The sequence below is a fragment of the Terrihabitans aquatilis genome, assembly GCF_052542005.1.
This window is the reverse complement of sequence record NZ_JBOCUO010000001.1, coordinates 609,098-633,229: the sequence shown is the minus strand read 5'-3', so window position 1 is coordinate 633,229 and position 24,132 is coordinate 609,098. Positions and strand designations below refer to the sequence as shown.

Here is a 24,132-nt window from a genome sequence, read left to right as displayed (position 1 = left end):
GGCCCTGGCATGTTCGCTGACGCCTGGAATGGCTGGATTTGGCCGCTCGTGATCATGCTGGCGCAAAGCTTGCTCGTGATCGTCGTGCTGCTCGTCCTCATTGCCTATTATCTCTATGCCGACCGCAAGATCTGGGCGGCGGTTCAGCTGCGCCGTGGTCCGAACGTGGTTGGACCTTGGGGGCTGTTCCAGTCCTTCGCCGACCTTCTGAAGTTTGTCGTCAAGGAGCCGATCATCCCGTCAGGCGCGAACAAGGGCGTGTTCCTGCTGGCGCCGCTTATCACCACCGTTCTCGCGTTGTCGGCCTGGGCGGTCATTCCGTTCGCGGATGGCTGGGTCGTGTCCGACATCAATGTCGGCATTCTCTATATCTTCGCCATCTCCTCGCTCGGCGTGTACGGCATCATCATGGGCGGATGGGCGTCCAATTCGAAATATCCGTTTCTCGGCTCGCTTCGCTCCGCAGCCCAGATGGTGTCCTACGAGGTCTCGCTCGGTCTGGTCATCATCACGGTGCTGCTCATCGTGGGCTCGCTGAACCTCAGCGACATCGTCCGTGCGCAGGATACATCCCTCGGTCTGCTGGGCTGGTACTGGCTGCCGCTGTTCCCGATGTTCGTGATCTTCTTCATCTCGGCTCTTGCGGAGACGAACCGACCGCCGTTCGATCTGCCAGAGGCGGAATCCGAACTGGTGGCAGGCTTCGCGGTGGAATATTCGTCCACGCCGTATCTGCTGTTCATGCTCGGCGAATATGTGTCGATCATGCTGATGTGCTCGCTGACGGCGATCCTGTTCATGGGCGGTTGGTTGTCACCCATTCCGTTTGCGCCTTTCACCTGGGTGCCGGGCATCATCTGGTTCGTCCTGAAGGTGACGCTGGTCTTCTTCATGATCGCAATGGTGAAGGCGTTCGTGCCGCGCTATCGCTATGATCAGCTGATGCGCCTGGGTTGGAAGGTGTTCCTGCCGATCTCGCTGGCCATGGTCGTCATCGTGGCCTCGATCCTTCATTTCACGGGGTGGGGAGCATGAGCGCGATGAGACTCGATCAGGCGGCACGCTCGATCTTCCTGAAGGAATTCGTGTCGGGCTTCATTTTGGCGATGAAGTATTTCTTCAAGCCGAAATCGACCATCAATTACCCCTTCGAGAAAGGGCCGATCTCGCCACGTTTCCGGGGCGAGCACGCATTGCGCCGCTATCCGAACGGCGAGGAACGCTGCATCGCCTGCAAACTGTGCGAGGCCATCTGTCCGGCTCTTGCGATCACCATCGAGGCCGGCCCTCGGCGCAACGATGGTACGCGGCGCACCACGCGTTACGACATCGACATGGTGAAGTGCATCTATTGCGGTTTCTGCCAGGAAGCGTGCCCGGTCGATGCGATCGTCGAGGGACCGAATTTCGAGTTCGCCACGGAAACGCGTGAAGAGCTTCTCTACGACAAGGAACGCCTTCTCGCGAACGGCGACCGATGGGAGAGAGACATTGCGCGCCGCATCAAGCTTGACGCGCCGTATCGGTGATCGAGGAACGGTGATATGCGGCGCATTCTAGGAAGCGTTCCCGAGCGGGACGGGGGGATCGGATGAGCTTGGCCTCAGCCTTCTTTTATCTGTTTGCCGGTATAACGGTGGCGTCGGCCTTCATGGTCATTTCGGCGCGCAATCCCGTGCATTCGGTGCTGTATCTGATCCTCGCTTTCTGCAGCGCGGCCGGTCTTTTCATTCTGATGGGAGCCGAATTCCTGGCGATGATCCTGGTCGTCGTTTATGTGGGCGCCGTGGCGGTATTGTTCCTGTTCGTCGTCATGATGCTCGACGTGGACTTCGCCCAGCTGCGAGAAGGCTTTCTGCAATATCTGCCGTTCGGCGCGCTTGTCGGAATCATCGTTCTGATTGAACTGGTCCTCGTCGTGGGAGGGTGGGTGTCCTCGCCGGAGGCACCCCAGCTGGCGGCTGAGCGTTCGCCGACCGACATCACGAATGCCGAGGCGATCGGGCGCGTGCTCTACACAGATTACGTGCTGTTCTTCCAATTGTCGGGCCTGATCCTGCTGGTCGCCATGATCGGCGCGATCGTCCTGACACTTCGGCACAAAGTGGGCGTCAAACGCCAGGACATCGCTGCTCAGGTCGCGCGCTCCAAGGCCGCGGGCCTTCAGGTGCGCAACGTAAAGCCCGGGCAGGGCATCTAGGCAATCGCGGGGAACGAGACTATGGGCGTCGGCCTTGGACATTACCTCACGGTTGCTGCGATCCTGTTCACGCTGGGCGTGTTCGGCATCTTCCTGAACCGCAAGAACGTCATCGTCATTCTGATGTCGGTCGAGTTGATCCTTCTCGCCGTGAACATCAATTTCGTGGCGTTCTCGACCTTCTCCGGCGATCTCGTCGGTCAGATTTTTGCACTGCTCGTGCTCACCGTTGCCGCTGCCGAGGCGGCCATTGGTCTTGCAATTCTCGTCGTCTTCTTCCGCAACCGCGGCTCGATCGCGGTCGAAGACGTCAACATGATGAAGGGCTGAAGACAGCGCCATGTTTCAAGCGATCGTCTTTCTGCCCTTGATCGGCGCCATCATCGGCGGCGCCATCTCGCTGCTCGGCGCGTATCGAGTGCGTGCGGCTGAACTCGCCGAAATGGACCAGGGCTTCGGCCATGGGCACGCCCATGGACATGAGCACCATGTTCATGCGGTCGAGCAGCCTCAGGATCCGACTCTCGGTCATTCCGCGCATGGCGATGACGGGCACGGTCATCATGACAGTCATGGTCCCGTGCTGCCCGTGGCTCCGGGCGCACGCGTGACGGAGATCGTCACGACCGGTCTGGTTATGCTGTCGGCGTTGCTGTCGTGGGTGGCATTCTTCCAGTACGGCGTGGGAGAGGAAGCGGCGACGCGCATCCAGGTTCTGAGCTGGATCACCTCAGGGGCTCTCCAGATCGACTGGGCCCTGCGCATCGACACAATGACGGTGGTGATGCTGGTCGTCGTCAATACCGTGTCCGCGCTCGTGCATCTCTATTCTACGGGCTACATGCACGAAGATCCGCAAAGGCCGCGCTTCTTCACCTACCTGTCGCTCTTCACCTTCGCCATGCTCATGCTGGTGACGTCCGACAACCTCGTGCAGATGTTCTTTGGCTGGGAAGGCGTCGGCCTCGCCAGCTATCTGCTGATTGGCTTCTGGTACACAAAGCCGTCGGCCAGCGCGGCGGCGATCAAGGCATTCGTGGTCAACCGCGTCGGCGATTTCGGCTTCGCGCTCGGCATTTTTGCAATCTTCGTCATCTTCGGAAGCGTCTCGTTCGATACGATCTTCGCCGATGCGCCGGCGAAGGCCGAGGCAACCATCTCGTTCCTGGGCTGGGGCGAGGCCAACGCCATGACGGTGATCTGTCTGTTGCTCTTCATGGGCGCGATGGGCAAATCGGCTCAGTTCGGCCTGCACACATGGCTTCCCGATGCGATGGAAGGCCCGACTCCCGTCTCGGCGCTCATTCATGCCGCAACCATGGTCACGGCGGGCGTGTTCATGGTTGCGCGTATGTCGCCTCTGTTCGAGCTGTCAGAGTTTGCGCTTCAGGTCGTAATCTTCTTCGGCGCGACGACTGCGATTTTCGCGGCGACGGTGGGTCTCGTTCAAAACGACATCAAGCGCGTCATTGCTTATTCGACCTGCTCGCAACTCGGCTACATGTTTGTCGCGCTCGGCGTCGGTGCTTATTCGGCCGGCATGTTTCACCTGTTCACCCACGCATTCTTCAAGGCGCTGCTGTTCCTTGGGGCCGGGTCTGTCATCCACGCGATGCACCATGAACAGGACATGCGCCGCATGGGCGGCATCCGCCGGCTCATTCCGCTCACCTATTGGATGATGATCATCGGCACGCTCGCGCTCACCGGTTTCGGCATCCCGGGTTTCACCGGAACGGCAGGCTTCTATTCAAAGGACGCCATCATTGAGGCGGCCTATGCGAGCGAAGTTCCGATCGCGACCTATGCCTTCATCCTCACTGTGGTCGCGGCGCTGTTCACGAGCTTCTATTCCTGGCGTCTCATCTTCCTCACGTTCCACGGCGCGCCTCGTGCACCTTTCGAGACGATGAAGCACGTGCATGAATCTCCGCGTGTCATGACGGTTCCGCTGATCGTTCTCGGCGCCGGGGCGCTCTTCGCGGGCGTCGCCTTCTACGGAAATTTCCTGGGTCATCATTACGCGGAGTTCTGGAAAGGCACGCTTGCGGGCGGGGATCATCCGGAGATCATCGAGCACATGCATCATGTGCCGCTGTGGGTGAAGCTGTCACCGTTCGCGATGATGACGCTGGGCTTCCTGGGTGCCTATTATTGCTACATCGTCAACCCGCGCGTTCCGGTCGAACTGGCCCGCCGGCACGATGTGCTGTACCGGTTCCTGCTCAACAAATGGTACGTCGACGAGGTCTACGACGCGGTGTTCGTCCGGCCGGCGAAATGGCTTGGCCGTTTCCTCTGGAAAACCGGCGACGGGCGGATCATTGACGGCTTCGGTCCCAATGGCATCGCAGCTCGTGTGCTGGACGTGACGCGCGGCGTCGTCCAGATCCAGAGCGGTTACCTTTATCATTATGCCTTTGCGATGCTGATCGGTGTTGCCGGGCTCTTCACGTGGTTCATGTTCGGCGGAGCTGGCGGGCAATGAGCGATTGGCCGATTCTTTCCGTCGTAACCTTCCTTCCGCTGGTTGGAGCGCTCCTGCTCCTGCTCGTGCGAGGTGAGGACGCGGCGGCCGTTCGAAACGCCCGCCACATCGCCTTGTGGACAACGCTGGCGACTTTCGTGGTGTCGCTGCTGCTGATCTCCGGCTTCAATTACGACACGGCCGACTTCCAGTTCGTCGAACGTAGCGACTGGCTGGGAAGTGCGATTTCCTATCACATGGGCGTGGACGGCATTTCGCTGCCCTTCGTCCTGCTTACCACCTTCCTGATGCCGCTGTGCATTCTCGCCAGCTGGCAGTCGGTGGAGAAGCGTGTCCGGGAATACATGATCGCATTCCTTGTGCTGGAAACGCTGATGATCGGCGTGTTCTGCGCGCTCGATCTCGTGCTGTTCTATCTGTTCTTCGAGGCCGGCCTTATTCCGATGTTCCTCATCATCGGCATCTGGGGCGGCGCGCGGCGGGTCTACGCCAGCTTCAAGTTCTTCCTTTATACGCTGCTCGGCTCGGTGCTGATGCTGCTCGCCATCATGGCCATGTATTGGGACGCAGGAACCACCGACATCCCGACGCTGATGGCGCATGACTTCCCGGCGGGCATGCAGACCTGGCTTTGGCTGGCTTTCTTCGCCAGCTTCGCGGTCAAGATGCCCATGTGGCCGGTGCACACCTGGCTTCCGGATGCGCACGTCGAGGCGCCGACTGCCGGCTCGGTTATCCTGGCGGGCATTCTGCTGAAGATGGGCGGTTATGGCTTCATCCGCTTCTCGTTGCCGATGTTCCCGGAGGCGTCCGAGTTCTTCGCACCCTTCGTTCTCGTTCTGTCGGTCATCGCCATCATCTACACCTCGCTGGTGGCGCTGATGCAGGAGGACATCAAGAAGCTGATCGCCTATTCGTCGGTCGCCCATATGGGCTTCGTTACCATGGGCATTTTCTCTCTGAACCGCCAAGGCATCGATGGCGCAGTTTTTCAGATGATCTCGCACGGGATCGTCTCAGGGGCGCTCTTCCTCTGCGTCGGCGTCGTGTACGACCGTACCCACACGCGTGAGATCGCGGTCTATGGCGGCGTCGTGAACCGTATGCCGGCCTATGCTGCGGTGTTCATGCTCTTCACCATGGCGAATGTCGGTCTGCCTGGCACATCAGGTTTCGTCGGTGAATTTCTCAGCCTGATGGGTGCGTTCCAGGCCGATACCTGGATCGCGTTCTTCGCTACCACCGGCATCATTCTGTCGGCAGGCTACGCGCTTTGGCTGTACCGCAAGGTCATCTGGGGCGCGCTGGAAAAGCCGGGCCTGAAATTCCTGCCCGATCTCACGATACGCGAAGTCGTCATTCTGGCGCCGCTGGTCGTCCTTACCCTTCTCTTCGGCGTCTGGCCCCAGCCCGTGTTCCGCATGACCTCGGCCAGTATCCAGAACGTTGTCACCATCTATACGCCGACGGCTGAGGCTGCGTCCTCCGCCGCGGTCGCTGCCCCTTGATCCCGGAACAGAGACGATGAACGGCCTGACATTCGCCGATTTGGCGCCCGCTTTGCCGGAACTCGTTCTGGCGGGCGGAGCGTTGGTGCTGGTTCTGCTTGGAGCCATCCGGGGAGATCGATCGACACAGATGATCAACATCCTTGCGATGTTGCTTCTGGTTGTGGCCGGTGGTCTTTTGCTTCGTGCTCCTGCCGAGACTGTCACGGTCTTCAACGGCAGCTTTGTTTTCGATCGTTATGCGCAGTTCCTGAAGCTTCTCGTGCTGGTCGGCGCGCTTGGCTCGCTCCTGATGAGCTTCCACTTCCTGCGCAGCGAGGGCTTGAATCGGTTCGAGTTCGCGATCCTCGTCATTCTCTCGACGACCGGAATGATGATCATGGTTTCGGCCAATGATCTCATTGCGCTGTATCTCGGCTTCGAACTTCAGTCGCTGGCGCTTTACGTCATCGCGGCCTTCCACCGTGACAATCTCCGCTCCACTGAGGCCGGCCTGAAATATTTCGTTCTCGGCGCGTTGTCCTCGGGCATGCTTCTGTACGGCTGCTCGCTCGTCTATGGCTTCGCGGGCACGGTGTCTTTCGCCGGCATTGCCCAGTCCGTTACCGGCGGCGACGCGCCCATTGGGTTGATCTTCGGCCTTGTCTTCCTGTTCGCAGGCCTCGCGTTCAAGGTTTCGGCCGTCCCGTTCCACATGTGGACACCGGACGTGTACGAGGGCGCTCCGACCCCGGTCACAGCGTTCTTCGCGGCTGCTCCGAAGGTCGCGGCCATGGCGCTGTTCGTCCGTGTCGCCATCGATGCATTTCCGCAGATCGCCGATCAATGGCGCCAGATCGTCGTGTTCATCTCGATCGCATCTATGGGGCTTGGATCTTTCGCGGCGATTGGACAGCGCAACATCAAACGCCTCATGGCGTATTCGTCGATCGGCAATGTCGGATACATGCTGATTGGATTGGCTGCCGGTACAGCCGCGGGCGTCCAGGGTGTGCTCGTCTATCTTGTGGTCTATGTCGTGATGACGCTGGGCTGCTTCGCGATCATTATGTCCATGAGGCACAAGGAAGGCCCGGTGGAGACCGTTGAGTCCCTGGCAGGCCTCGGCCGCACAAGTCCCTTCCTGGCGTTTGTCATGGCCACCATGATGTTTTCGCTCGCGGGCATTCCGTGGATGGCGGGGTTCTTTGCCAAGTTCTATGTGTTTCTGGCCGCGATCAATGCGCAGCTCTACTGGCTTGCCGTCATCGGTGTCGTGACAAGCGTCGTGGGAGCGTTCTACTACCTCCGGGTGGTGAAGATCATGTACTTCGACGAGCCGGAGGTGCACTTTGAAAAACCGCCGGTGGAGCTGAAAGTGATCGTCGCACTGACGGGTGCTTTCGTGCTGCTTTATGCGCTTTATCCGGCGCCTGTCGTGAACGCGGCTGCGGCTGCTGCTGGCAGCCTGTTCTGATCTGATGGTCTTCGCTCTTGGTCCTTGTTCGGAGAAGGCCGGATATCAGCTCAGGGCGTATGACAGTATCGGCTCGACGAATGCCGAAGCGCTTGCGCTAGCGCGGGCTGGGGAAACCGGTCCGATCTGGCTGGTGAGCGCACAGCAGATCGCAGGGTACGGCCGTCGAAAGCGCGCCTGGCATGCGCCGCCCGGAAACCTCGCGGCCAGCCTCCTGATAAGCACGGATCTGTCACAACCTGTTCTCGCGAGCCTCGGCTTTGTTGCTGCTCTGGCATTGAACAAAGCGATTGCGGACATTGCGCCGGAGATTGTCGCGAAGACCGCGCTTGATGGCATCGACGGCCATGATCGCACGCGACTGATGCTGAAATGGCCGAATGACGTCCTGTTCGATGGTGCAAAGCTTGCCGGTATTCTGATCGAGATCGAACCCATCTCGGACGAACGACGGGTGGTCGTCATCGGAATTGGTGTCAACGTTGTGGCAGCGCCTGCGGATTTGCCCTACCCAGCCACATCGCTTGCCGCGCTCGGATCGTCCTGCGCTGCAGAAGACGTCTTTTTGGCTCTTGCCGAAGCCTGGGTGAGTTTCCATGAGCTTTGGGACGAGGGCAGGGGTCTTGATGATATACGTCGGTTGTGGCTCGAGCAGGCGGCGGGTCTCGGCGCGCCTGTCGCCATCCGGCTAGGCGACGACATAATTCGCGGTACATTCGAAACGCTTGATGAGGAAGGACGCCTGATTGTGCTGACCGAGGCCGGTGCACGCCGCGTGATCGCGGCGGGCGAGGTGCATTTCGGCACCGCGGCGACGATGCGATGAGTGCAAACGACGACAACGAACTGGTCTTTGTCCCCCTTGGAGGTGTCGGCGAGATCGGCATGAATATGGGTCTTTACGGTTATGGGCCCGGCCGCAACAAAAAATGGATCATGGTCGATTGCGGCGTGACATTCGGCCACCCGTCGGAGACACCTGGCGTCGATCTGATCCTGCCGGACATCTCGTTCGCGGAAGGTCTTCGGGATAATCTGCTGGCATTGCTCCTTACCCATGCGCACGAGGACCATTACGGCGCCGTTCTCGACCTTCTGCCGCGGCTAAAGATTCCGGTCGTGGCAACGCCATTCACGGCCAATCTCCTCAACGCCAAGGCAGCGGGCGAGCGATCCGCGCCGCAGGTGGCGGTGCAGGTCGTCAAGCCAGGCGGCAAGGTGGCCTTCGGGCCGTTCAATGTCGAGTTCGTGCCGGTTGCGCATTCGATTCCGGAAGCCAATTCGCTGGCCATTCGTACGCCGGCCGGTCTGGTCGTTCACACCGGAGACTGGAAGATCGACTCCCGGTCCACATCTGCGGGCGTGACGGAGGAGGGGCGTTTTCGCGCGCTCGGCGATGAAGGTGTCCTCGCCGTGATCGGGGATTCGACGAACGCCGTACGGGACGGGTTCTCTCCCTCGGAGCTTGAGGTCGGCGAAAACATCGCGGACTTGATCCGCACCGCACCCGCGCGGGTCGCCGTAACCACGTTTGCCTCTCACATTCCCCGACTGCGCACCGTGGCCGAGGCGGCTTTTGCAGCCGGGCGTGAAGTGGTGGTTGTCGGCCGTGCGATGGAACGCACCGTCACGGTCGCTCGCGAAACCGGATGGCTCGATGGCGTGGGTGAATTCCGCTCGCCTGACGTCTTCGGGTATCTTCCGCCCGACAAGGCACTTCTGCTGCTTACTGGCAGTCAGGGCGAATCCCGAGCCGCGCTGGCGCGCATCGCTTCCGGCGATCATCCGGAGATCTCGCTCTCGAAGGGTGACCGCGTAATCTTCTCGTCGCGCACCATCCCCGGCAATGAGCGGGAAGTGAACCGCATCATCAATGGCTTGATCGATCGCAACATCGAGGTCGTGACGGATCATGACCGGCTTGTCCATGTGTCGGGCCATCCGCGCCGTGGTGAGATGGAACTGCTTTATTCGTGGCTGCGCCCGCAGATCGTCGTGCCGGTACATGGCGAAGCCTTGCATCTGCACGAACACGAAAAGCTGGCCAGACGGATCGGCGTTCCTCACATCGGGCGCGTCCGTAATGGCGAAATTCTGCGACTTGCGCCCGAAGGCGCGGAAATCGTCGGGAAGGTTCGCTCAGGCCGCTCTTTCAAGGACGGCAATCTTCTGATTGCGAGCGAGGAACCGGTCCGGGAACGTCGACGGCTCGCTTTCGGGGGCATCGTGTCGGTCGCCCTGGCACTCGACAGCCGAGGTGAACTTTCAGGGGATCCTGAGGTTGAGCTCTCGGGTCTTCCCGACAAGGACCCCGAGGGCGAGCGCATGGCCGATGTCGTCTATGACGCCGTGCTCGATGTGGTGGAATCGCTACCCAAAGCCCGTCGGCGCGACCACGATTCCGTGGCCGATGCCGTGCGGCGTGCCGTGCGTGCTGAGATGAATGCGGCATGGGGCAAAAAACCCTTCTGCCATGTTCTGGTGATCGGATTATAAGCTCGCGAACAGGCGGAACGTGCCGGGGAGAGGTGTGCCATGACCATCACCAGCATGGTTGCGATCTATTTCGTGATCTGGTGGATCGGGCTATTCGCCGTTCTGCCTTGGGGTGTCCGCTCTCAGCACGAGACGGGTGAGGTGGTTCCGGGCACCGAGCCCGGAGCCCCGGCGACGCCCCGTCTGTGGCGGATCGCGATCTACAACACGATTTTCGCCACTCTGGTGTTCATCCTTTTTTACCTGAACTTCACGCGGCATTGGATCACGCTCGACGATATACCGTTCCTGCCGCGCTATTAGACAATCGGTTCAGGTTGAGAGGTGCGAGGGATATTCCGGATTGCCGTACTCCCCTGCGAACAATAAAAAAAGCAAGGCCGAAGCCTTGCTTTTTATAGTTCAGCATTGGGCTTCAAGGTCGCGTTGCGGGTCGACCAATGTAATGGCTGCCGGGTGCGGGGCAGCAGCCAAAAAGCCCTTCTCTCCTCCCAAGACCCGGACCCCTCGCGCTTCTGCGCGTCAGGCCTCTTTTTTTGATAGATCGATGCTATCCAACGATTTTGATGTTGTCACTAAGTAGTAGACGTGAAATGGCAAAATTTTTGACACATTGCCTTCACATCTCCGCCTGATGCCTAAACAAAGTGCGTTCCGGGCATGTGCTTTTTCCCCGAGCAGTGTCGTTTGAGCCTCTTGGAGGTGGACATGCGCTCCTATGGCCTTGTTTTTTGTGGGTTCCTGGGCTTTCGTCTGCGCCGATTGGCGCGGCACGTTGCGCGCATCTGAGGTTGCAATGCGTCTCTCGAATTATTTCCTGCCCATCCTTCGCGAGACGCCAAAAGAAGCCGAGATCGTCTCTCACCGCCTGATGTTGCGCGCCGGCATGATCCGGCAGGAATCGGCCGGCATCTATGCCTGGCTTCCTTTGGGGAAGCGGATTCTCGACCGGGTGTGCGCCATCGTGCGCGAGGAGCAGGACCGGGCGGGGGCAATCGAATTGCTGATGCCGACCATCCAATCGGCCGATCTCTGGCGGGAATCGGGGCGTTACGACGATTACGGCAAGGAAATGCTTCGCCTGCAGGATCGTCATGAGCGCGATATGCTGTTCGGGCCGACGAACGAGGAGATGATCACGGAAATATTCCGTGCCTATGTTCGCTCCTATCGCGATCTTCCGCTGAACCTCTACCATATCCAATGGAAGTTCCGGGACGAGGTGCGGCCCCGATTCGGCGTCATGCGCTCACGCGAGTTTCTGATGAAGGACGCCTATTCCTTCGATCTCGATGCAGATAGCGCGCGCACATCCTACAATCGGATGTTCGTCGCCTATCTCCGGACCTTCGCCCGGATGGGGCTTCGCGCGATCCCTATGGTGGCGGACACAGGCCCGATCGGCGGAAATCTGAGCCATGAATTCATCATCCTCGCTCCGACCGGCGAGAGCGAAGTGTTCTGCCACGAGGATTATCTGAACCTGCCCATCCCGGACGAGAATGTCGATTTCGGGGATGCGGACGGCCTCCAGAATCTCGTCGACCGTTGGACGGGGCTCTACGCCGCCACGTCCGAGATGCACGACGAAGGCGCATTTGCCGCGTTGCCGGAAAGTGCGCGTCTTTCAGCGCGAGGCATCGAAGTCGGCCACATCTTCTATTTCGGCACCAAATATTCGGCGGCCATGCGCGCGCAGGTCTCCGGTCCGGACGGGCAGGAGCAGCCGGTCCACATGGGATCTTATGGTATTGGGCCCTCACGCCTCATTGCGGCGATCATCGAGGCGAATCACGATTCCAATGGCATCATCTGGCCGGACAGTGTTGCGCCCTTCGATATTGGCCTTGCCAATCTGAAGGTCGGCGACGAGGCAACGGACGCTGTGTGCTCCGATCTCTATGATAAGCTGCGATCCGCGGGGAAGAGCGTGCTCTACGACGACAGGGATGAGCGGCCGGGATCCAAGTTCGCAACGCTCGATCTTATCGGGCTCCCCTGGCAATTGATCGTCGGGCCCAAGGGATTGGCCTCTGGGAATGTCGAGCTGAAACGCCGGGCGACCGGCGAGCGTGAGAACCTCTCCCTTGAATCCGCTCTGGCGCGGCTCCTCGGGTGAGCGCGACCGAGGCCGATGAAAACGCCGGTACGGGCGGCCGCACGGTGCGGCCTTTCGCGGCGTTTGAATGGCTCATCGCGTTCCGCTATTTGCGGGCCCGTCGCCGTGAAGGCTTCATTTCCGTCTCGGCGGCCTTCTCCTTCATCGGCGTGATGCTGGGCGTGGCGGTTCTCATCATCGTGATGGCGGTGATGAACGGCTTCCGCCAGGAATTGCTGACGAAAATTCTCGGCGTGAACGGTCATGTGGTTGTGCAGCCGGTCGGCTCCGAGCTGACCGATTATGAAGCTGTGGCGCAACGGATCGCGGCGGTGCCCGGCGTTCGCATGGCGATGCCTCTTGTCGAGGGGCAGGCGCTGGCATCGTCCGCCTCCAATGCCGGCGGTGTGTTGGTCCGCGGCGTCCTGGAGCGAGACCTCAAGAATACTGGTCTTATCGGCAACAGCATCAAGGACGGAACGCTCGAAGGCTTCGACGGCAATCTGGGCGTTGTGATCGGGCGCAAGCTGGCCGAGCAATTAGGGCTCCAGGTTGGCGATATCCTTACTCTGGTTTCGCCGCGCGGGGCTGTGACTCCGATGGGCACCACGCCGCGGATCAAGGGATATCCGGTTCGCGCGATCTATGAAGTCGGCATGTCGGAATACGACGCCGTCTTCGTGTTTCTGCCGCTCGTCGAGGCTCAGGCCTATTTCAACCGCAACGCCGACGTTTCGGCCATCGAGGTTTTCCTCAACGATCCCGACACCACGGATGTGATGCGAGGCCTCATTCAGGAGGCGGCACGGCGTCAGGTCCAGCTGACTGATTGGCGACAGCGCAACGTCACCTTCTTCTCGGCGCTGGAGGTGGAGCGCAACGTGATGTTCCTGATCCTGATGCTGATCGTCCTCGTGGCCGATCTCAACATCATCTCCAGCCTCACGATGCTCGTGAAGGAGAAGGGCCACAACATCGCCATTCTGCGTACGATGGGCGCGACGCGCGGCACGATCATGCGCATCTTCGTCATCACGGGTGCGGCCATCGGCTTCGTGGGCACCATCGTCGGCGTCATCCTCGGCCTGGTCGTCTGCGCCTATGTGGAGGAGATCCGGCAGGCGATTTCCTGGCTGACGGCGACGGAGCTGTTCACACCTGAACTCTATTTCCTGAGCAGGCTGCCGGCCGTGGTCGACGTCGGGGAAACGGTGTCGGTTGTGGCCATGGCGCTGGGATTGTCTCTCCTTGCGACGCTCTATCCCGCATGGCGCGCGTCGCGGCTCGATCCGGTCGAGGCATTGCGATACGAATGAACGAGTTCGGAGAGATCATTCGCCTGGAGGCGATCCATCGGCAGTACCAGCAGGGCGGGGCGACGCTCGATATCCTGCGTGGTCTGGATTTTTCCCTCTATCCGGGCGAGGCCGTGGCTCTGGTCGCGCCGTCCGGAACCGGTAAGTCGACCCTGCTGCACATCGCGGGACTTCTGGAAAAGCCCGACAGCGGCGAAGTCATTCTGGGTGGACGGCCGACATCGACCTTGTCGGACACCGAGCGCACCCGCATCCGGCGGGTGGAAATCGGGTTCGTGTACCAGTTTCACCATCTGCTTCCCGAATTCTCGGCGCTCGAAAATGTCATGTTGCCGCAATTGGTCAACGGGCTCGACCATCGTGAATCGCGCGTGCGGGCCGAAGAATTGCTGGGCTGGCTGGGTCTCGCGGGCCGTGTGCAGCACAGGCCCAATGAATTGTCCGGCGGCGAGCAGCAGCGCGTGGCGATTGCCAGGGCGGTTGCAAACGCGCCACGGGTTCTTCTCGCGGACGAGCCGACAGGTAATCTGGACGTTGTTACCGCGGATGCCGTGTTCGACAGCCTGTTCCGACTGATCAAGGCCACGGGGCTCGCGGCTCTGGTCGCCACTCACAATCTCGATCTGGCGGCGCGGATGGATCGCCGCATCACGTTGCGGGACGGCCTCGTCGTCGAACTCTGAAATTCCGCTGATCGCAAAAAACCGCCCAAAACGGCCAGCTTGACTCTTGGCCCAAGAAAGAACAAAACAGGAACACAGTGGAAAACGGGAGGCAGCTATGGCGTTCACCCATTTGAAGAGCGTTCTCTCCGGATTGGCCGAGTTCTCCTCGGTCGCTGTGTTTGTTGCGATGATCCTTGTCTGGGCAGACGCGTTGCCCATTTTCTAGCGACATCGAAGGGGTGATCCGTCGTGGCCGATCCGGGTTTCGTTCATCTGCACGTTCACTCCGCTTATTCGTTGCTCGAAGGCGCAATCAAGGTCGGACGGCTCGCGGATTTGGCGAAAGCCGACAAGATGCCGGCGCTTGCTCTGACAGACACGTCGAACCTGTTTGGAGCTCTTGAATTCTCCGAGAAGCTGGCCGGAAGTGGCATTCAGCCCATCACGGGCTGTTCCATCGCGGTGGAGTTCGGTGATCGGGAAGCTGCGCCGGGGGCGAGGGGACCTGCGTGTGAACGGCCGCGCATCGTGGTGCTTGCGCAGTCGGAGGCGGGCTATCGCAATCTTCTTGCTCTGACGAGCCAGGGATTCCTTGAGACCGATCCGAGTGAGGCGCCTCACGTTTCTTTCGGTCGCCTCGTCGAGCACGCGCAGGGGCTGATCGTTCTGACCGGGGGGGCGAGGGGTCCGGTTGATTGTGCGTTCGCGGAGGGCCGCGAGGATCTGGCCCGCAACCGCCTCAATCGGCTGGGCGAGGCTTTTGGCGATCGCCTCTACCTCGAACTGCAGCGCCATGGATTGGAAGGCGAGCGCGCGCTTGAGCCTCGCCTGATTTCCCTGGCCTATGATATCGGTGTGCCTTTGGTCGCCACCAACGAATGCTATTTCGCAACCGCTGCCGATTATGAGGCGCATGACGCGCTTTTGGCCATCGCCGCCAGTCGTTTTGTGGCCGATCCCGATCGACGGCAGCTGACGGCCGAGCACCGCTTCAAGACCCGGGCCGAGATGCTCGCCTTGTTCGCCGATCTTCCGGAGGCGACAGCGAACACCATCGAGATCGCTCGGCGATGCGCCTATCGCCCACGCTCCATCAAGCCCATCCTTCCCCGCTTCACACGGGACGGTGACGAGGCGGCCGAGCTGCGGCGGCAGGCGGAAGAAGGTCTGCGGCACCGTCTCGAGGTGCACGGCTGCGCGCCGGGTCTGGCTGTCGAGGATTATGAGAAACGTCTGGCGTTCGAACTCGACGTGATCGAGCGCATGAAATTTCCGGGCTATTTCCTCATCGTCTCGGACTTCATCAAATGGGCGAAGGCCCAGAACATTCCGGTCGGCCCAGGGCGCGGCTCGGGCGCGGGTTCGCTGGTCGCCTGGGTGCTGACTATCACCGATCTTGATCCGATCCGCTTCGGGCTGCTCTTCGAGCGCTTTCTCAATCCTGAACGCGTCTCGATGCCGGATTTCGATATCGATTTCTGTCAGGAGCGGCGCGAGGAGGTCATCCGCTACGTTCAGGACAAATATGGCCGCGATCGGGTGGCGCAGATCATTACGTTCGGTACGCTTCAGGCGCGCGGTGTGATGCGAGACGTAGGCCGTGTCCTTGAGATGAGCTACGGCCAGGTCGACAAGCTCTGCAAGCTGGTGCCGCAGAATCCAGCCAATCCCGTCACGCTCGCGCAAGCCATCAAGGACGAGCCGCGCTTCGAGGCGGCGAGGGAGGAGGAGCCTGTCGTTGGGCGCATGCTCGATATTGCGCTGAAGCTCGAAGGTCTGAACCGGCACGCCTCGACCCATGCAGCGGGTATCGTGATCGGTGATCGGCCGTTGATGGAACTGGCGCCGCTCTACCGAGACCCGCGTTCGGACATGCCCGTAACCCAGTTCAACATGAAATGGGTGGAGCAGGCCGGCCTGGTGAAGTTCGACTTCCTCGGACTGAAGACGTTGACCACGATCCGTAAGACCGTTGAGCACCTGGCCGCGCGGGACATCGAGCTCGATGTCTCGACATTGCCGATCGACGACAAGCTCGCCTACGAATTGATGGCCAGGGGTGAGACCGTCGGCGTGTTCCAGGTGGAAAGCGCGGGCATGCGGCGTGCGCTTCTCGAAATGCGGCCTGACCGGTTCGAGGATATCGTGGCGCTTGTGGCCCTGTACCGTCCGGGTCCGATGGCCAACATTCCCACCTATTGCGCGCGCAAGCATGGCCGCGAAAAACCGGAATATCCCCATCCCAAAATTGAAAGCAGCCTCGCGGAGACGTTCGGCGTCATCATCTATCAGGAACAGGTGATGCAGATCGCGCAGACCTTGGCCGGATATACGCTCGGTCAGGCCGATATGCTGCGCCGTGCTATGGGCAAGAAGATCCGCTCCGAGATGGACGCACAGCGCGAGATCTTCGTGTCAGGCGCGACCGAACGCGGCGTGGGAAAGGACGACGCGAACGCCATCTTCGATCTCCTGGCGAAGTTTGCCGATTACGGTTTCAACAAGAGCCATGCAGCAGCGTACGCGCTGGTCTCTTATCAAACGGCCTATCTCAAGGCGAATTACCCCGTCGAGTTCCTTGCGGCGTCCATGACGCTCGACATGGGATCGACGGACAAGCTCGCCGAGTTCCGCAGCGAAGCGGGACGTATGGGGATCAATGTGAACCCGCCTTCCGTGAACGAGTCGGAAGTCGAGTTCAGCGTGCACGAAGGGGCGATCCGTTATGCCCTGGCTGCCGTGAAGGGAGTGGGCACGCAGGCTGCCGCCGCCATCGTGGCCGCACGTGGTGATCGGCCCTTTGCCGATCTGTCGGATTTCGCGCGCCGCATAGATCCGCGCTCGGTGAACAAGCGCACCTTGGAAAGTCTGATCCAGGCCGGGGCGTTTGACGCTCTCGATGGTGATCGCGCCCGCGTGTTCGCGTCCCTTGATCAGGTCATGGCCATTGCAGGCCGTACCCAAAGTGATGCGGAGCTCGGGCAGGACAGCCTGTTTGGCGGGGTCGAGCCCGAACGTATTCGCGCGCCTCGTGTGGAGCAATGGCTCCCCGGCGAGCGGCTGACACGTGAATATGAGGCTGTGGGCTTCTTCCTGACGGGCCATCCGCTGGATGCCTATTCAAAGATACTCGGCAAGATGAAGGTCGCGCGCTGGTCGGAGTTCACCGCCTCGGTGCGCCAAGGCGCGACCGCAGGCCGTCTCGCTGCAACGGTTCTTTCCAGGCAGGAAAAGCGGACCAAGAGCGGCAACCGCATGGGCATCGTCAAATTGTCCGATCCCACGGGACATTATGAAGCCATCCTGTTCTCCGAGGGACTGAGCGAATATCGCGAGCTGCTGGAGCCAAACACATCGGTCGTGGTCAGCCTTCAGGCGTCGCTTGATGGAGACGAGGTGAGGGCGCGCATCCTCTCCGTCGTTCCTCTCGAGGAAGCAGCCTCGAAGTTCGGGCAGTCGCTTCAGGTGTTCGTGCGGGATCCGGAACCGATCGACCTCATTGCAAGCCGCTTGCAGAGGGGCGGCGAGAGCGAGATATCCATGGTGCTGCTGACCGATGGGGCGGAAATCGAGATCAAATTGCCCGGCCGTTATCGCGTCCCGCCTCCGGTCGCCGCAGCCATCAAGGCGGTGCCGGGCGTGCTGGATGTCGTTGCCGCCTGAGGCGGCCGAACAGGCGGCTTTCGCTTGCCTCCTTGGGGCGATTCCCTTATAAGCCCGCGCATCCCACACGCGGACATTCGCACTCGTGCGTTCCGGTGCCCTGTTTCCAGGAAGGAGACATGGTCACGTCTGCGGCGGTTCCAACCGGAGAACAAGATTATGGCTCTTCCTGAAGTAAATCTTCGCGCGCTCTTGGAAGCGGGCGTTCATTTCGGCCACCAGGCCCATCGCTGGAATCCGAAGATGGCTCCGTACATCTTCGGTACCCGCAACAACATCCACATCCTCGACTTGGCTCAGACCGTGCCGATGCTGTCGCAGGCCCTGCAGCAGGTGTCGGACACCGTTGCTCGCGGTGGCCGCGTGCTGCTCGTCGGCACCAAGCGTCAGGCTGCGGAAGCCGTTGCCGATGCGGCGCAGCGTTCGGCTCAGTATTATGTGAATTCGCGTTGGCTGGGCGGCATGCTCACCAACTGGAAGACGATCTCTCATTCGATCGCGCGTCTTCGCAAGCTTGAGGAAATGCTCTCTGGCGAAGCTCAGGGCTTCACCAAGAAGGAGCGCCTCACGCTGTCGCGCGAGAAGGAGAAGCTCGATCGCGCCCTCGGCGGCATTCGCGATATGGGCGGTCTTCCCGATCTGATCTTCGTGATCGACACCAACAAGGAAGCGATCGCGATCCAGGAAGCGCGCCGCCTCAACATTCCCGTGGCAGCCGTGGTCGATTCCAATTGCGACCCGGACGGCATCGCTTTCCCGGTTCCCGGCAACGACGATGCGGGCCGTGCGATCGCGCTTCTTTGCGATCTGGTGGCACGCGCCGCGATCGACGGCATCGGCCGTGCTCAGGGCTCTTCGGGCTTCGATATGGGCGCCTCCGAGGAGCCGTTGCTGGAAGAGCTGCCAGTCGATACCTCGCCCGACGTCGTGAACCTCGGCGAAGCTGCGGAAGCACCGGTTGCGGTGTACGAGACGCTGGCCGCGCCCCGCGGTGCGCCTGACGATCTGAGCCGCCTCACGGGTGTCGGCCCGCAGGTCGAGAAGAAGCTGAATGAATACGGCATCTTCCATTATTGGCAGATCGCCGCCATGACGGCCGAAGAGGCTGCCGCGGTCGACGGTGAGCTCAAGCTCGGCGGTCGCCTTAATCCTGAGGGTTGGGTTTCCCAGGCCCGCGAGCTGCTCGCAGCCTGATCCTGCTTCTGCGGCGCGAAGATCTCTTCGCGCCGTTTCAATTCACGCCAAGATAGTTTCCGGGGAAAAGACATGGCGAACATCACAGCGGCACTCGTCAAGGAGCTGCGCGACCAGACCGGCGCCGGCATGATGGATTGCAAGTCCGCTCTGACGGAAACCGACGGCAATCTCGAGGCTGCGGTCGATTGGCTGCGCAAGAAGGGTCTGTCGAAGGCCGCCAAGAAGGCCGGTCGCGTGGCCGCTGAAGGTCTCGTCGCAGTTGAATCGTCCGGCAAGACGGCTGCTGCGCTTGAAGTTAATTCCGAGACGGACTTCGTGGCCCGCAATCCCGACTTCCAGGCTTATGTGCGCGAAGCTGCAAAGACCGCGCTCAACACCGACGGCACGCTTGAATCGTTGGAGAGCACCACTTTCCCAGGCGGTGCCAAGAACCTGAAGGACACGCTTACCGATCTCGTCGCCACTATCGGCGAGAACATGAACCTGCGTCGTGTCTCGAAGCTTCAGGTGCAAGAGGGTGTGATCGCCACCTATGTACACGGCGCTGTTGCGGATGGTCTTGGCCGGATTGGTGTTCTTGTCGCGCTCGAATCCAAGGGCGACGTGGAGAAGCTCTCCGAAATCGGTCGTGGTGTCGCCATGCACATTGCAGCGATGAACCCCGTCGCCGTCGATGCGAGCGGCGTTGATGCCGGCATCGTCGAACGCGAAAAGGCCATCCTGCTGGAGAAGCATCAGGGCAAGCCTGCCAATGTGCAGGAGAAGATCATCGAGTCCGGCCTGAAGTCCTATTACAAGGAAGTCATCCTGCTCGATCAGATCCACGTCCAGGATGGCAGCAAGACCGTTGCCCAGGCGCTGAAGGAAGCCGAAGGCCAGGTCGGAGCCCCGATCAACGTCGTCGGCTTCATTCGTTATGCCCTCGGCGAAGGTATTGAAAAGACCGAGAGCGATTTCGCCGCTGAGGTTGCCGCGGCTGCGGGAACCCGCTGAGCTCATATTAACCAAGCCGGAGAACGTGCATGACGAACCCGCTCTTTAAGCGTGTCCTCGTGAAGGTCTCCGGCGAAGCTCTCATGGGCGCAGCCGGATTCGGCCTCGATCCTTCGACGGTCGACCGGATCGCGGCTGAAGTCGCCGAGCTTCGGCATGAAGGTGTCGAAGTGGCGCTCGTCGTCGGTGGCGGAAATATCTTTCGTGGCGTTCAGGTCGCCGCGAGCGGCATCGACCGCGCCACCGGCGATTACATGGGCATGCTGGCCACGGTGATGAATGCGCTGGCGCTCGGTGCCTCCATTGAGCGGCATGGCGCCACGGCGCGTGTGATGTCGGCACTCGATATGCCGGCCGTGTGCGAGACGTTTTCCAGACCCAAGGCCCTGCGTCATTTCGAACGCGGCCATGTGATGATCTTCGCCGCCGGCACCGGAAATCCTTATTTCACGACCGATACGGCTGCGGCCTTGCGTGCGGCCGAAATGGGGTGCGACGCCTTGCTGAAGGCCACCAATGTCGACGGCATTTACACGGCGGATCCCAAAAAGGATCCTTCCGCGGTGCGGTACGACCGGGTCAGCTTTGATGAGGCGATTGCCCGTGACCTTAAGGTCATGGATGCTGCGGCCTTCGCCCTTGCTCGTGAGAACCGTATTCCGGTAATCGTCTTTTCGATTCACGAGCCAGGATCGATCAAGGCTACCGTGATGGGCAGGGGGCGCGGAACCGTCGTCGGAGCGTAATCCCGACTGCCCTGCGGGCCGAACTATGTTGGGAAGAACGATGGCATCCGATTTCGACACTGCCGAACTGAAACGCCGTATGCAGGGCGCGGTCTCGGTCCTCAGCACGGAACTGAACGGCTTGCGCACCGGTCGTGCGTCTACGAGTCTCCTCGATCCGATCAATGTCGATGCGTATGGCTCGCACACGCCCTTGAACCAGGTGGCCTCGATCACGGTGCCTGAGTCTCGGATGCTCAACGTGCAGGTGTGGGATCGCTCCATGACCGGCGCCGTCGAGCGCGCCATCCGCGAATCCAATCTCGGCCTAAATCCGATCGTCGAGGGGCAGCTTTTGCGCATTCCGATTCCGGAACTGAACGCGGAGCGCCGCAAGGAACTCGTGAAGGTCGGTCACAAATATGCCGAGCAGGCAAAGGTCGCGGTGCGCAATGTCCGCCGCGACGGTCTTGATCTCCTGAAAAAGCTGGAGAAGGACAGCGAAATCACGGAAGACGACGTTCGTCGTCAGAGTGACGCCGTCCAGAAAATCACCGATGAGAGCATTTCCGAGATCGACCAATTGATGGCGGCCAAGGAAAAAGAAATCATGCAGGTCTGACAGGAAGGTCCGGTCCGAGCGGATGAGCGCCCTCGAGCGTCTGCCGAATGTCGTTGCCCCCACTTCGGGTGGAGAGGGGGTGCCGACGCATGTTGCCATCATTATGGATGGCAACGGACGCTGGGCTGCGGCGCGTGGCTTGCCGCGCGTCGAAGGGCACCGCCGTGGGGTGCAAGCCGTGCGGGCCAGTGTTCGGGCTGCCGGCGAACTCGGCATCAAGGTCCTCACGCTCTACAGTTTCTCGGTCGAGAACTGGTCTCGTCCGCGTAACGAGATCTTCGATCTGATGAATCTGCTGCGTCATTTCGTGCGGGATGACCTGGCGGACCTCCACCGCGCTGGCGTGCGTGTGCGGGTTATCGGAGAGCGCGCCAATCTTGATCTGGACCTTCAGGCGCTCATCCAGGAATGCGAGACGCTGACGCGGGACAACACGGCCCTCACCCTTGTTGTCGCCTTCAATTACGGCAGCCGGCAGGAACTCGCCGCCACCATGCGTCATCTCGCCGGAGAGGTTGCTGATGGTCGTCTGAGGCCTGACGAGATCAACGTCGATCTCATCGGCCATCATCTTTACGCGTCCGACCTCCCGGATCCGGATCTTGTTATTCGGACCAGCGGTGAACAGCGCCTGTCGAACTTTCTGCTCTGGCAGGCGGCTTATGCCGAGTTTGTGTTCCTGCCGCTTCACTGGCCGGATTTCAACCGCGCGGCTCTGGAGGCTGCTTTGGCAGAATTTCGTGGCCGGGAACGCCGGTTCGGTGGCCTGCTCAAGGCGGGATCGTGACGTCGCAGTCTTCTGCCAAATCGACCGAACTGGCTGTCCGCCTCGTCTCGGGGCTGGTTCTTGCCGTGGCAGCGCTGCTGTCTGCGTGGGCGGGCGGCTTCCTGCTTTTCGGCTTCTGGCTGGTCGCGGCGGGCGGTGTTTTGGTCGAGTGGTGGCGTATGACGGGCGACGCCATCACATGGCGGCTTCTCGGAATCGTTTATGCGGCAATCGCCATTATCAGCCCGCTGGTCTTGCGCTCGGATTCTCACTGGGGCCTTGCGGCGCTCCTGTGGCTGTTTGCAGTGGTTTGGATCAGCGATGTCATGGCTTATGTGTGCGGCCGTTTGATCGGTGGCCCGAAGCTCTGGCCGCGCGTTTCGCCTGGAAAGACGTGGGCGGGCTTTGTCGGCGGCACCTTCTTTGCGGGTTTGGGGGGCGCCGGTGTCGCCGCCTGGGCAGATGCTCCGTCTTTAGGGCCCGTCATCGTGCTCAGCGTTGTGGCGGCCATCGTCAGCCAGGCCGGCGATCTTCTGGAATCGGCCCTGAAGCGCAGTTTTGGCGTGAAGGACGCAGGTTCGCTCATTCCCGGCCATGGCGGTTTCATGGATCGCCTTGACGGGTTCATCGCAGCTGGGCTTTTTGCGCTCGCGCTCGGGCTAATGCGGGGCGGCTGGGACGCCGCGGGACAGGGATTGCTGGTATGGTGACGGCCGAAGCTGAAAAGAAACCGGCCTCCGCGCCTCGCACGATCACGCTCCTCGGCGCGACCGGATCGATCGGCCGTTCGACGGTCGATCTGCTGATGGCGGATCCCGAGGCCTATGAGGTCGAGGCCGTCGTCGCGGGAAGCGGCGCGCTTGCGCTTGCCGATGTCGCACGGGCTGTGAAAGCAAAGATCGCCGTTGTCGCGGACGGGAATTCTTATCGTGATCTGCAGGACGCGTTGTCCGGTTCCGGCATCGCAGTCGCCGCGGGCGCGGACGCCATGGCTGACGCTGCGGCGCGCCCGGTGGACTGGACCATGGGCGCCATTGTCGGCATTGCGGGGCTGAAGCCCACAATGGAGGCGGTCCGCCGGGGCGGCATGATCGCTCTCGCCAACAAGGAATGTCTGGTATCTGCGGGCGCTGCCTTCATGCGTGCGGCCGCTGAGGCGGGAGCCGAGGTTCTTCCTGTCGATTCCGAGCATAACGCGATCGCGCAGGCCCTCAGCTCGGGCCGCAAGGAAGAGGTCGACAAGATCATTCTGACGGCTTCGGGCGGACCATTCCGAACCTGGTCCGCGGATCAGATCGCCCGTGCACGGCCGGAAGACGCCCTGCGGCATCCCACATGGTCGATGGGACGGAAGATAACGATTGATTCCGCCAGCCTGATGAACAAGGGGCTGGAACTGATCGAGGCTTACCATCTGTTCGGCACAGGCCCGGATCGCCTCGATGTCCTGGTTCATCCGCAATCGGTCGTGCATGGCTTGGTAAGCTGGAGCGATGGTTCTGTTGTGGCCGGTCTTGCGCCTCCCGACATGCGCGTGCCGATCGCTCATTGCCTTGGCTGGCCCGTACGATTGTCAACCAATGTCACGCCTCTCGATCTCGCAAGGATTGGATCCCTGACGTTCGAGCCTGCCGATCACGAGCGGTTTCCGGCTCTCGGCCTGGCGTTGCAGTCGCTTCGTTCGGGTGGGGCAGCGCCCACGATCCTGAACGCGGCCAATGAAGTTGCCGTCGCGGCCTTCTTGGAAGGGCGACTGAGCTTTCCAGGCATTTCGGCGCTCGTCGCTGACGTTTTGGAGCGAGCGGCCGGGCGGCAGGGGCTCGTCAATGAACCTGAAACGACCGAAGATGCTCTCGCAATCGATCGTGAAGCACGCCACATCGCAAATGAATGCCTGCAGAAGGCCAGGGTCGATCATCTCTAGGGTCCCCAGTCTGCG

At 60.9% G+C, this 24,132-nt stretch carries 21 protein-coding genes; all 21 read left to right on the top strand.

The window, feature by feature from the left end:
- Positions 1-9 precede the first annotated feature (9 nt).
- The 21 genes from nuoH (at position 10) to dxr (ending at position 24,117) form a co-directional block, all read left to right on the top strand.
- On the top strand, positions 10-1,035 hold the full coding sequence (nuoH, locus tag ACQ6S1_RS03170; RefSeq protein ID WP_445039697.1) for an NADH-quinone oxidoreductase subunit NuoH: 1,026 nt from the start codon (positions 10-12) through the stop codon (positions 1,033-1,035).
- 5 nt (positions 1,036-1,040) lie between these two features.
- The gene (gene nuoI, locus ACQ6S1_RS03165; RefSeq protein ID WP_445040252.1) at positions 1,041-1,529 is read left to right on the top strand and encodes an NADH-quinone oxidoreductase subunit NuoI; all 489 of its coding nucleotides are present in this window, start codon (positions 1,041-1,043) and stop codon (positions 1,527-1,529) included.
- 62 nt (positions 1,530-1,591) lie between these two features.
- Positions 1,592-2,200: an NADH-quinone oxidoreductase subunit J gene (locus tag ACQ6S1_RS03160; RefSeq protein ID WP_445039696.1), complete on the top strand. Its 609-nt coding sequence runs from the start codon at positions 1,592-1,594 to the stop codon at positions 2,198-2,200.
- 21 nt (positions 2,201-2,221) lie between these two features.
- Positions 2,222-2,530, top strand: coding sequence for an NADH-quinone oxidoreductase subunit NuoK (gene nuoK / locus ACQ6S1_RS03155; RefSeq protein ID WP_445039695.1), 309 nt, complete (start codon positions 2,222-2,224; stop codon positions 2,528-2,530).
- A gap of 10 nt (positions 2,531-2,540) precedes the next feature.
- Positions 2,541-4,688, top strand: a complete 2,148-nt coding sequence (gene nuoL, locus ACQ6S1_RS03150; protein WP_445039694.1) for an NADH-quinone oxidoreductase subunit L — start codon at positions 2,541-2,543, stop codon at positions 4,686-4,688.
- Positions 4,685-6,196, top strand: a complete 1,512-nt coding sequence (locus ACQ6S1_RS03145) for an NADH-quinone oxidoreductase subunit M (RefSeq protein ID WP_445039693.1) — start codon at positions 4,685-4,687, stop codon at positions 6,194-6,196. Before nuoL ends, ACQ6S1_RS03145 begins: the two co-directional genes overlap by 4 nt.
- Before the next feature lie 16 nt (positions 6,197-6,212).
- Positions 6,213-7,652 (top strand): NADH-quinone oxidoreductase subunit NuoN, encoded by a 1,440-nt coding sequence (gene nuoN / locus ACQ6S1_RS03140; protein ID WP_445039692.1) that lies wholly within the window; start codon positions 6,213-6,215, stop codon positions 7,650-7,652.
- 4 nt (positions 7,653-7,656) lie between these two features.
- The gene (locus tag ACQ6S1_RS03135) at positions 7,657-8,478 is read left to right on the top strand and encodes a biotin--[acetyl-CoA-carboxylase] ligase (RefSeq protein ID WP_445039691.1); all 822 of its coding nucleotides are present in this window, start codon (positions 7,657-7,659) and stop codon (positions 8,476-8,478) included.
- Positions 8,475-10,148, top strand: a complete 1,674-nt coding sequence (locus tag ACQ6S1_RS03130; RefSeq protein WP_445039690.1) for a ribonuclease J — start codon at positions 8,475-8,477, stop codon at positions 10,146-10,148. The genes ACQ6S1_RS03135 and ACQ6S1_RS03130 overlap by 4 nt, the downstream gene beginning before the upstream one ends.
- Positions 10,149-10,187: 39 nt before the next feature.
- Positions 10,188-10,451 (top strand): DUF1467 family protein, encoded by a 264-nt coding sequence (locus tag ACQ6S1_RS03125; protein ID WP_445039689.1) that lies wholly within the window; start codon positions 10,188-10,190, stop codon positions 10,449-10,451.
- 493 nt (positions 10,452-10,944) lie between these two features.
- Positions 10,945-12,267 (top strand): proline--tRNA ligase, encoded by a 1,323-nt coding sequence (gene proS, locus ACQ6S1_RS03120; RefSeq protein WP_445039688.1) that lies wholly within the window; start codon positions 10,945-10,947, stop codon positions 12,265-12,267.
- Positions 12,264-13,562: a lipoprotein-releasing ABC transporter permease subunit gene (locus tag ACQ6S1_RS03115; protein WP_445039687.1), complete on the top strand. Its 1,299-nt coding sequence runs from the start codon at positions 12,264-12,266 to the stop codon at positions 13,560-13,562. Before proS ends, ACQ6S1_RS03115 begins: the two co-directional genes overlap by 4 nt.
- Positions 13,559-14,245, top strand: coding sequence for an ABC transporter ATP-binding protein (locus ACQ6S1_RS03110; RefSeq protein ID WP_445039686.1), 687 nt, complete (start codon positions 13,559-13,561; stop codon positions 14,243-14,245). Before ACQ6S1_RS03115 ends, ACQ6S1_RS03110 begins: the two co-directional genes overlap by 4 nt.
- A 231-nt stretch (positions 14,246-14,476) precedes the next feature.
- Positions 14,477-17,890, top strand: coding sequence for a DNA polymerase III subunit alpha (dnaE, locus tag ACQ6S1_RS03105; protein ID WP_445039685.1), 3,414 nt, complete (start codon positions 14,477-14,479; stop codon positions 17,888-17,890).
- A 159-nt stretch (positions 17,891-18,049) separates the two neighbouring features.
- Positions 18,050-19,084: a 30S ribosomal protein S2 gene (locus ACQ6S1_RS03100; protein WP_445039684.1), complete on the top strand. Its 1,035-nt coding sequence runs from the start codon at positions 18,050-18,052 to the stop codon at positions 19,082-19,084.
- A gap of 72 nt (positions 19,085-19,156) precedes the next feature.
- Positions 19,157-20,080, top strand: coding sequence for a translation elongation factor Ts (gene tsf / locus ACQ6S1_RS03095; RefSeq protein WP_445039683.1), 924 nt, complete (start codon positions 19,157-19,159; stop codon positions 20,078-20,080).
- Between the two features lie 29 nt (positions 20,081-20,109).
- Positions 20,110-20,826 carry a UMP kinase gene (gene pyrH / locus ACQ6S1_RS03090; protein ID WP_445039682.1) on the top strand — a complete coding sequence of 239 codons (717 nt, stop codon included), beginning with the start codon at positions 20,110-20,112 and terminating at the stop codon, positions 20,824-20,826.
- A gap of 40 nt (positions 20,827-20,866) precedes the next feature.
- Entirely contained in the window at positions 20,867-21,427 is a 561-nt protein-coding gene (gene frr / locus ACQ6S1_RS03085; protein ID WP_445039681.1) for a ribosome recycling factor, read from the top strand.
- A gap of 40 nt (positions 21,428-21,467) precedes the next feature.
- On the top strand, positions 21,468-22,214 hold the full coding sequence (locus ACQ6S1_RS03080) for an isoprenyl transferase (protein ID WP_445040251.1): 747 nt from the start codon (positions 21,468-21,470) through the stop codon (positions 22,212-22,214).
- Positions 22,211-22,903 (top strand): phosphatidate cytidylyltransferase, encoded by a 693-nt coding sequence (locus tag ACQ6S1_RS03075; RefSeq protein WP_445039680.1) that lies wholly within the window; start codon positions 22,211-22,213, stop codon positions 22,901-22,903. Before ACQ6S1_RS03080 ends, ACQ6S1_RS03075 begins: the two co-directional genes overlap by 4 nt.
- Positions 22,897-24,117 carry a 1-deoxy-D-xylulose-5-phosphate reductoisomerase gene (dxr, locus tag ACQ6S1_RS03070; protein WP_445039679.1) on the top strand — a complete coding sequence of 407 codons (1,221 nt, stop codon included), beginning with the start codon at positions 22,897-22,899 and terminating at the stop codon, positions 24,115-24,117. The genes ACQ6S1_RS03075 and dxr overlap by 7 nt, the downstream gene beginning before the upstream one ends.
- Positions 24,118-24,132: the final 15 nt, after the last annotated feature.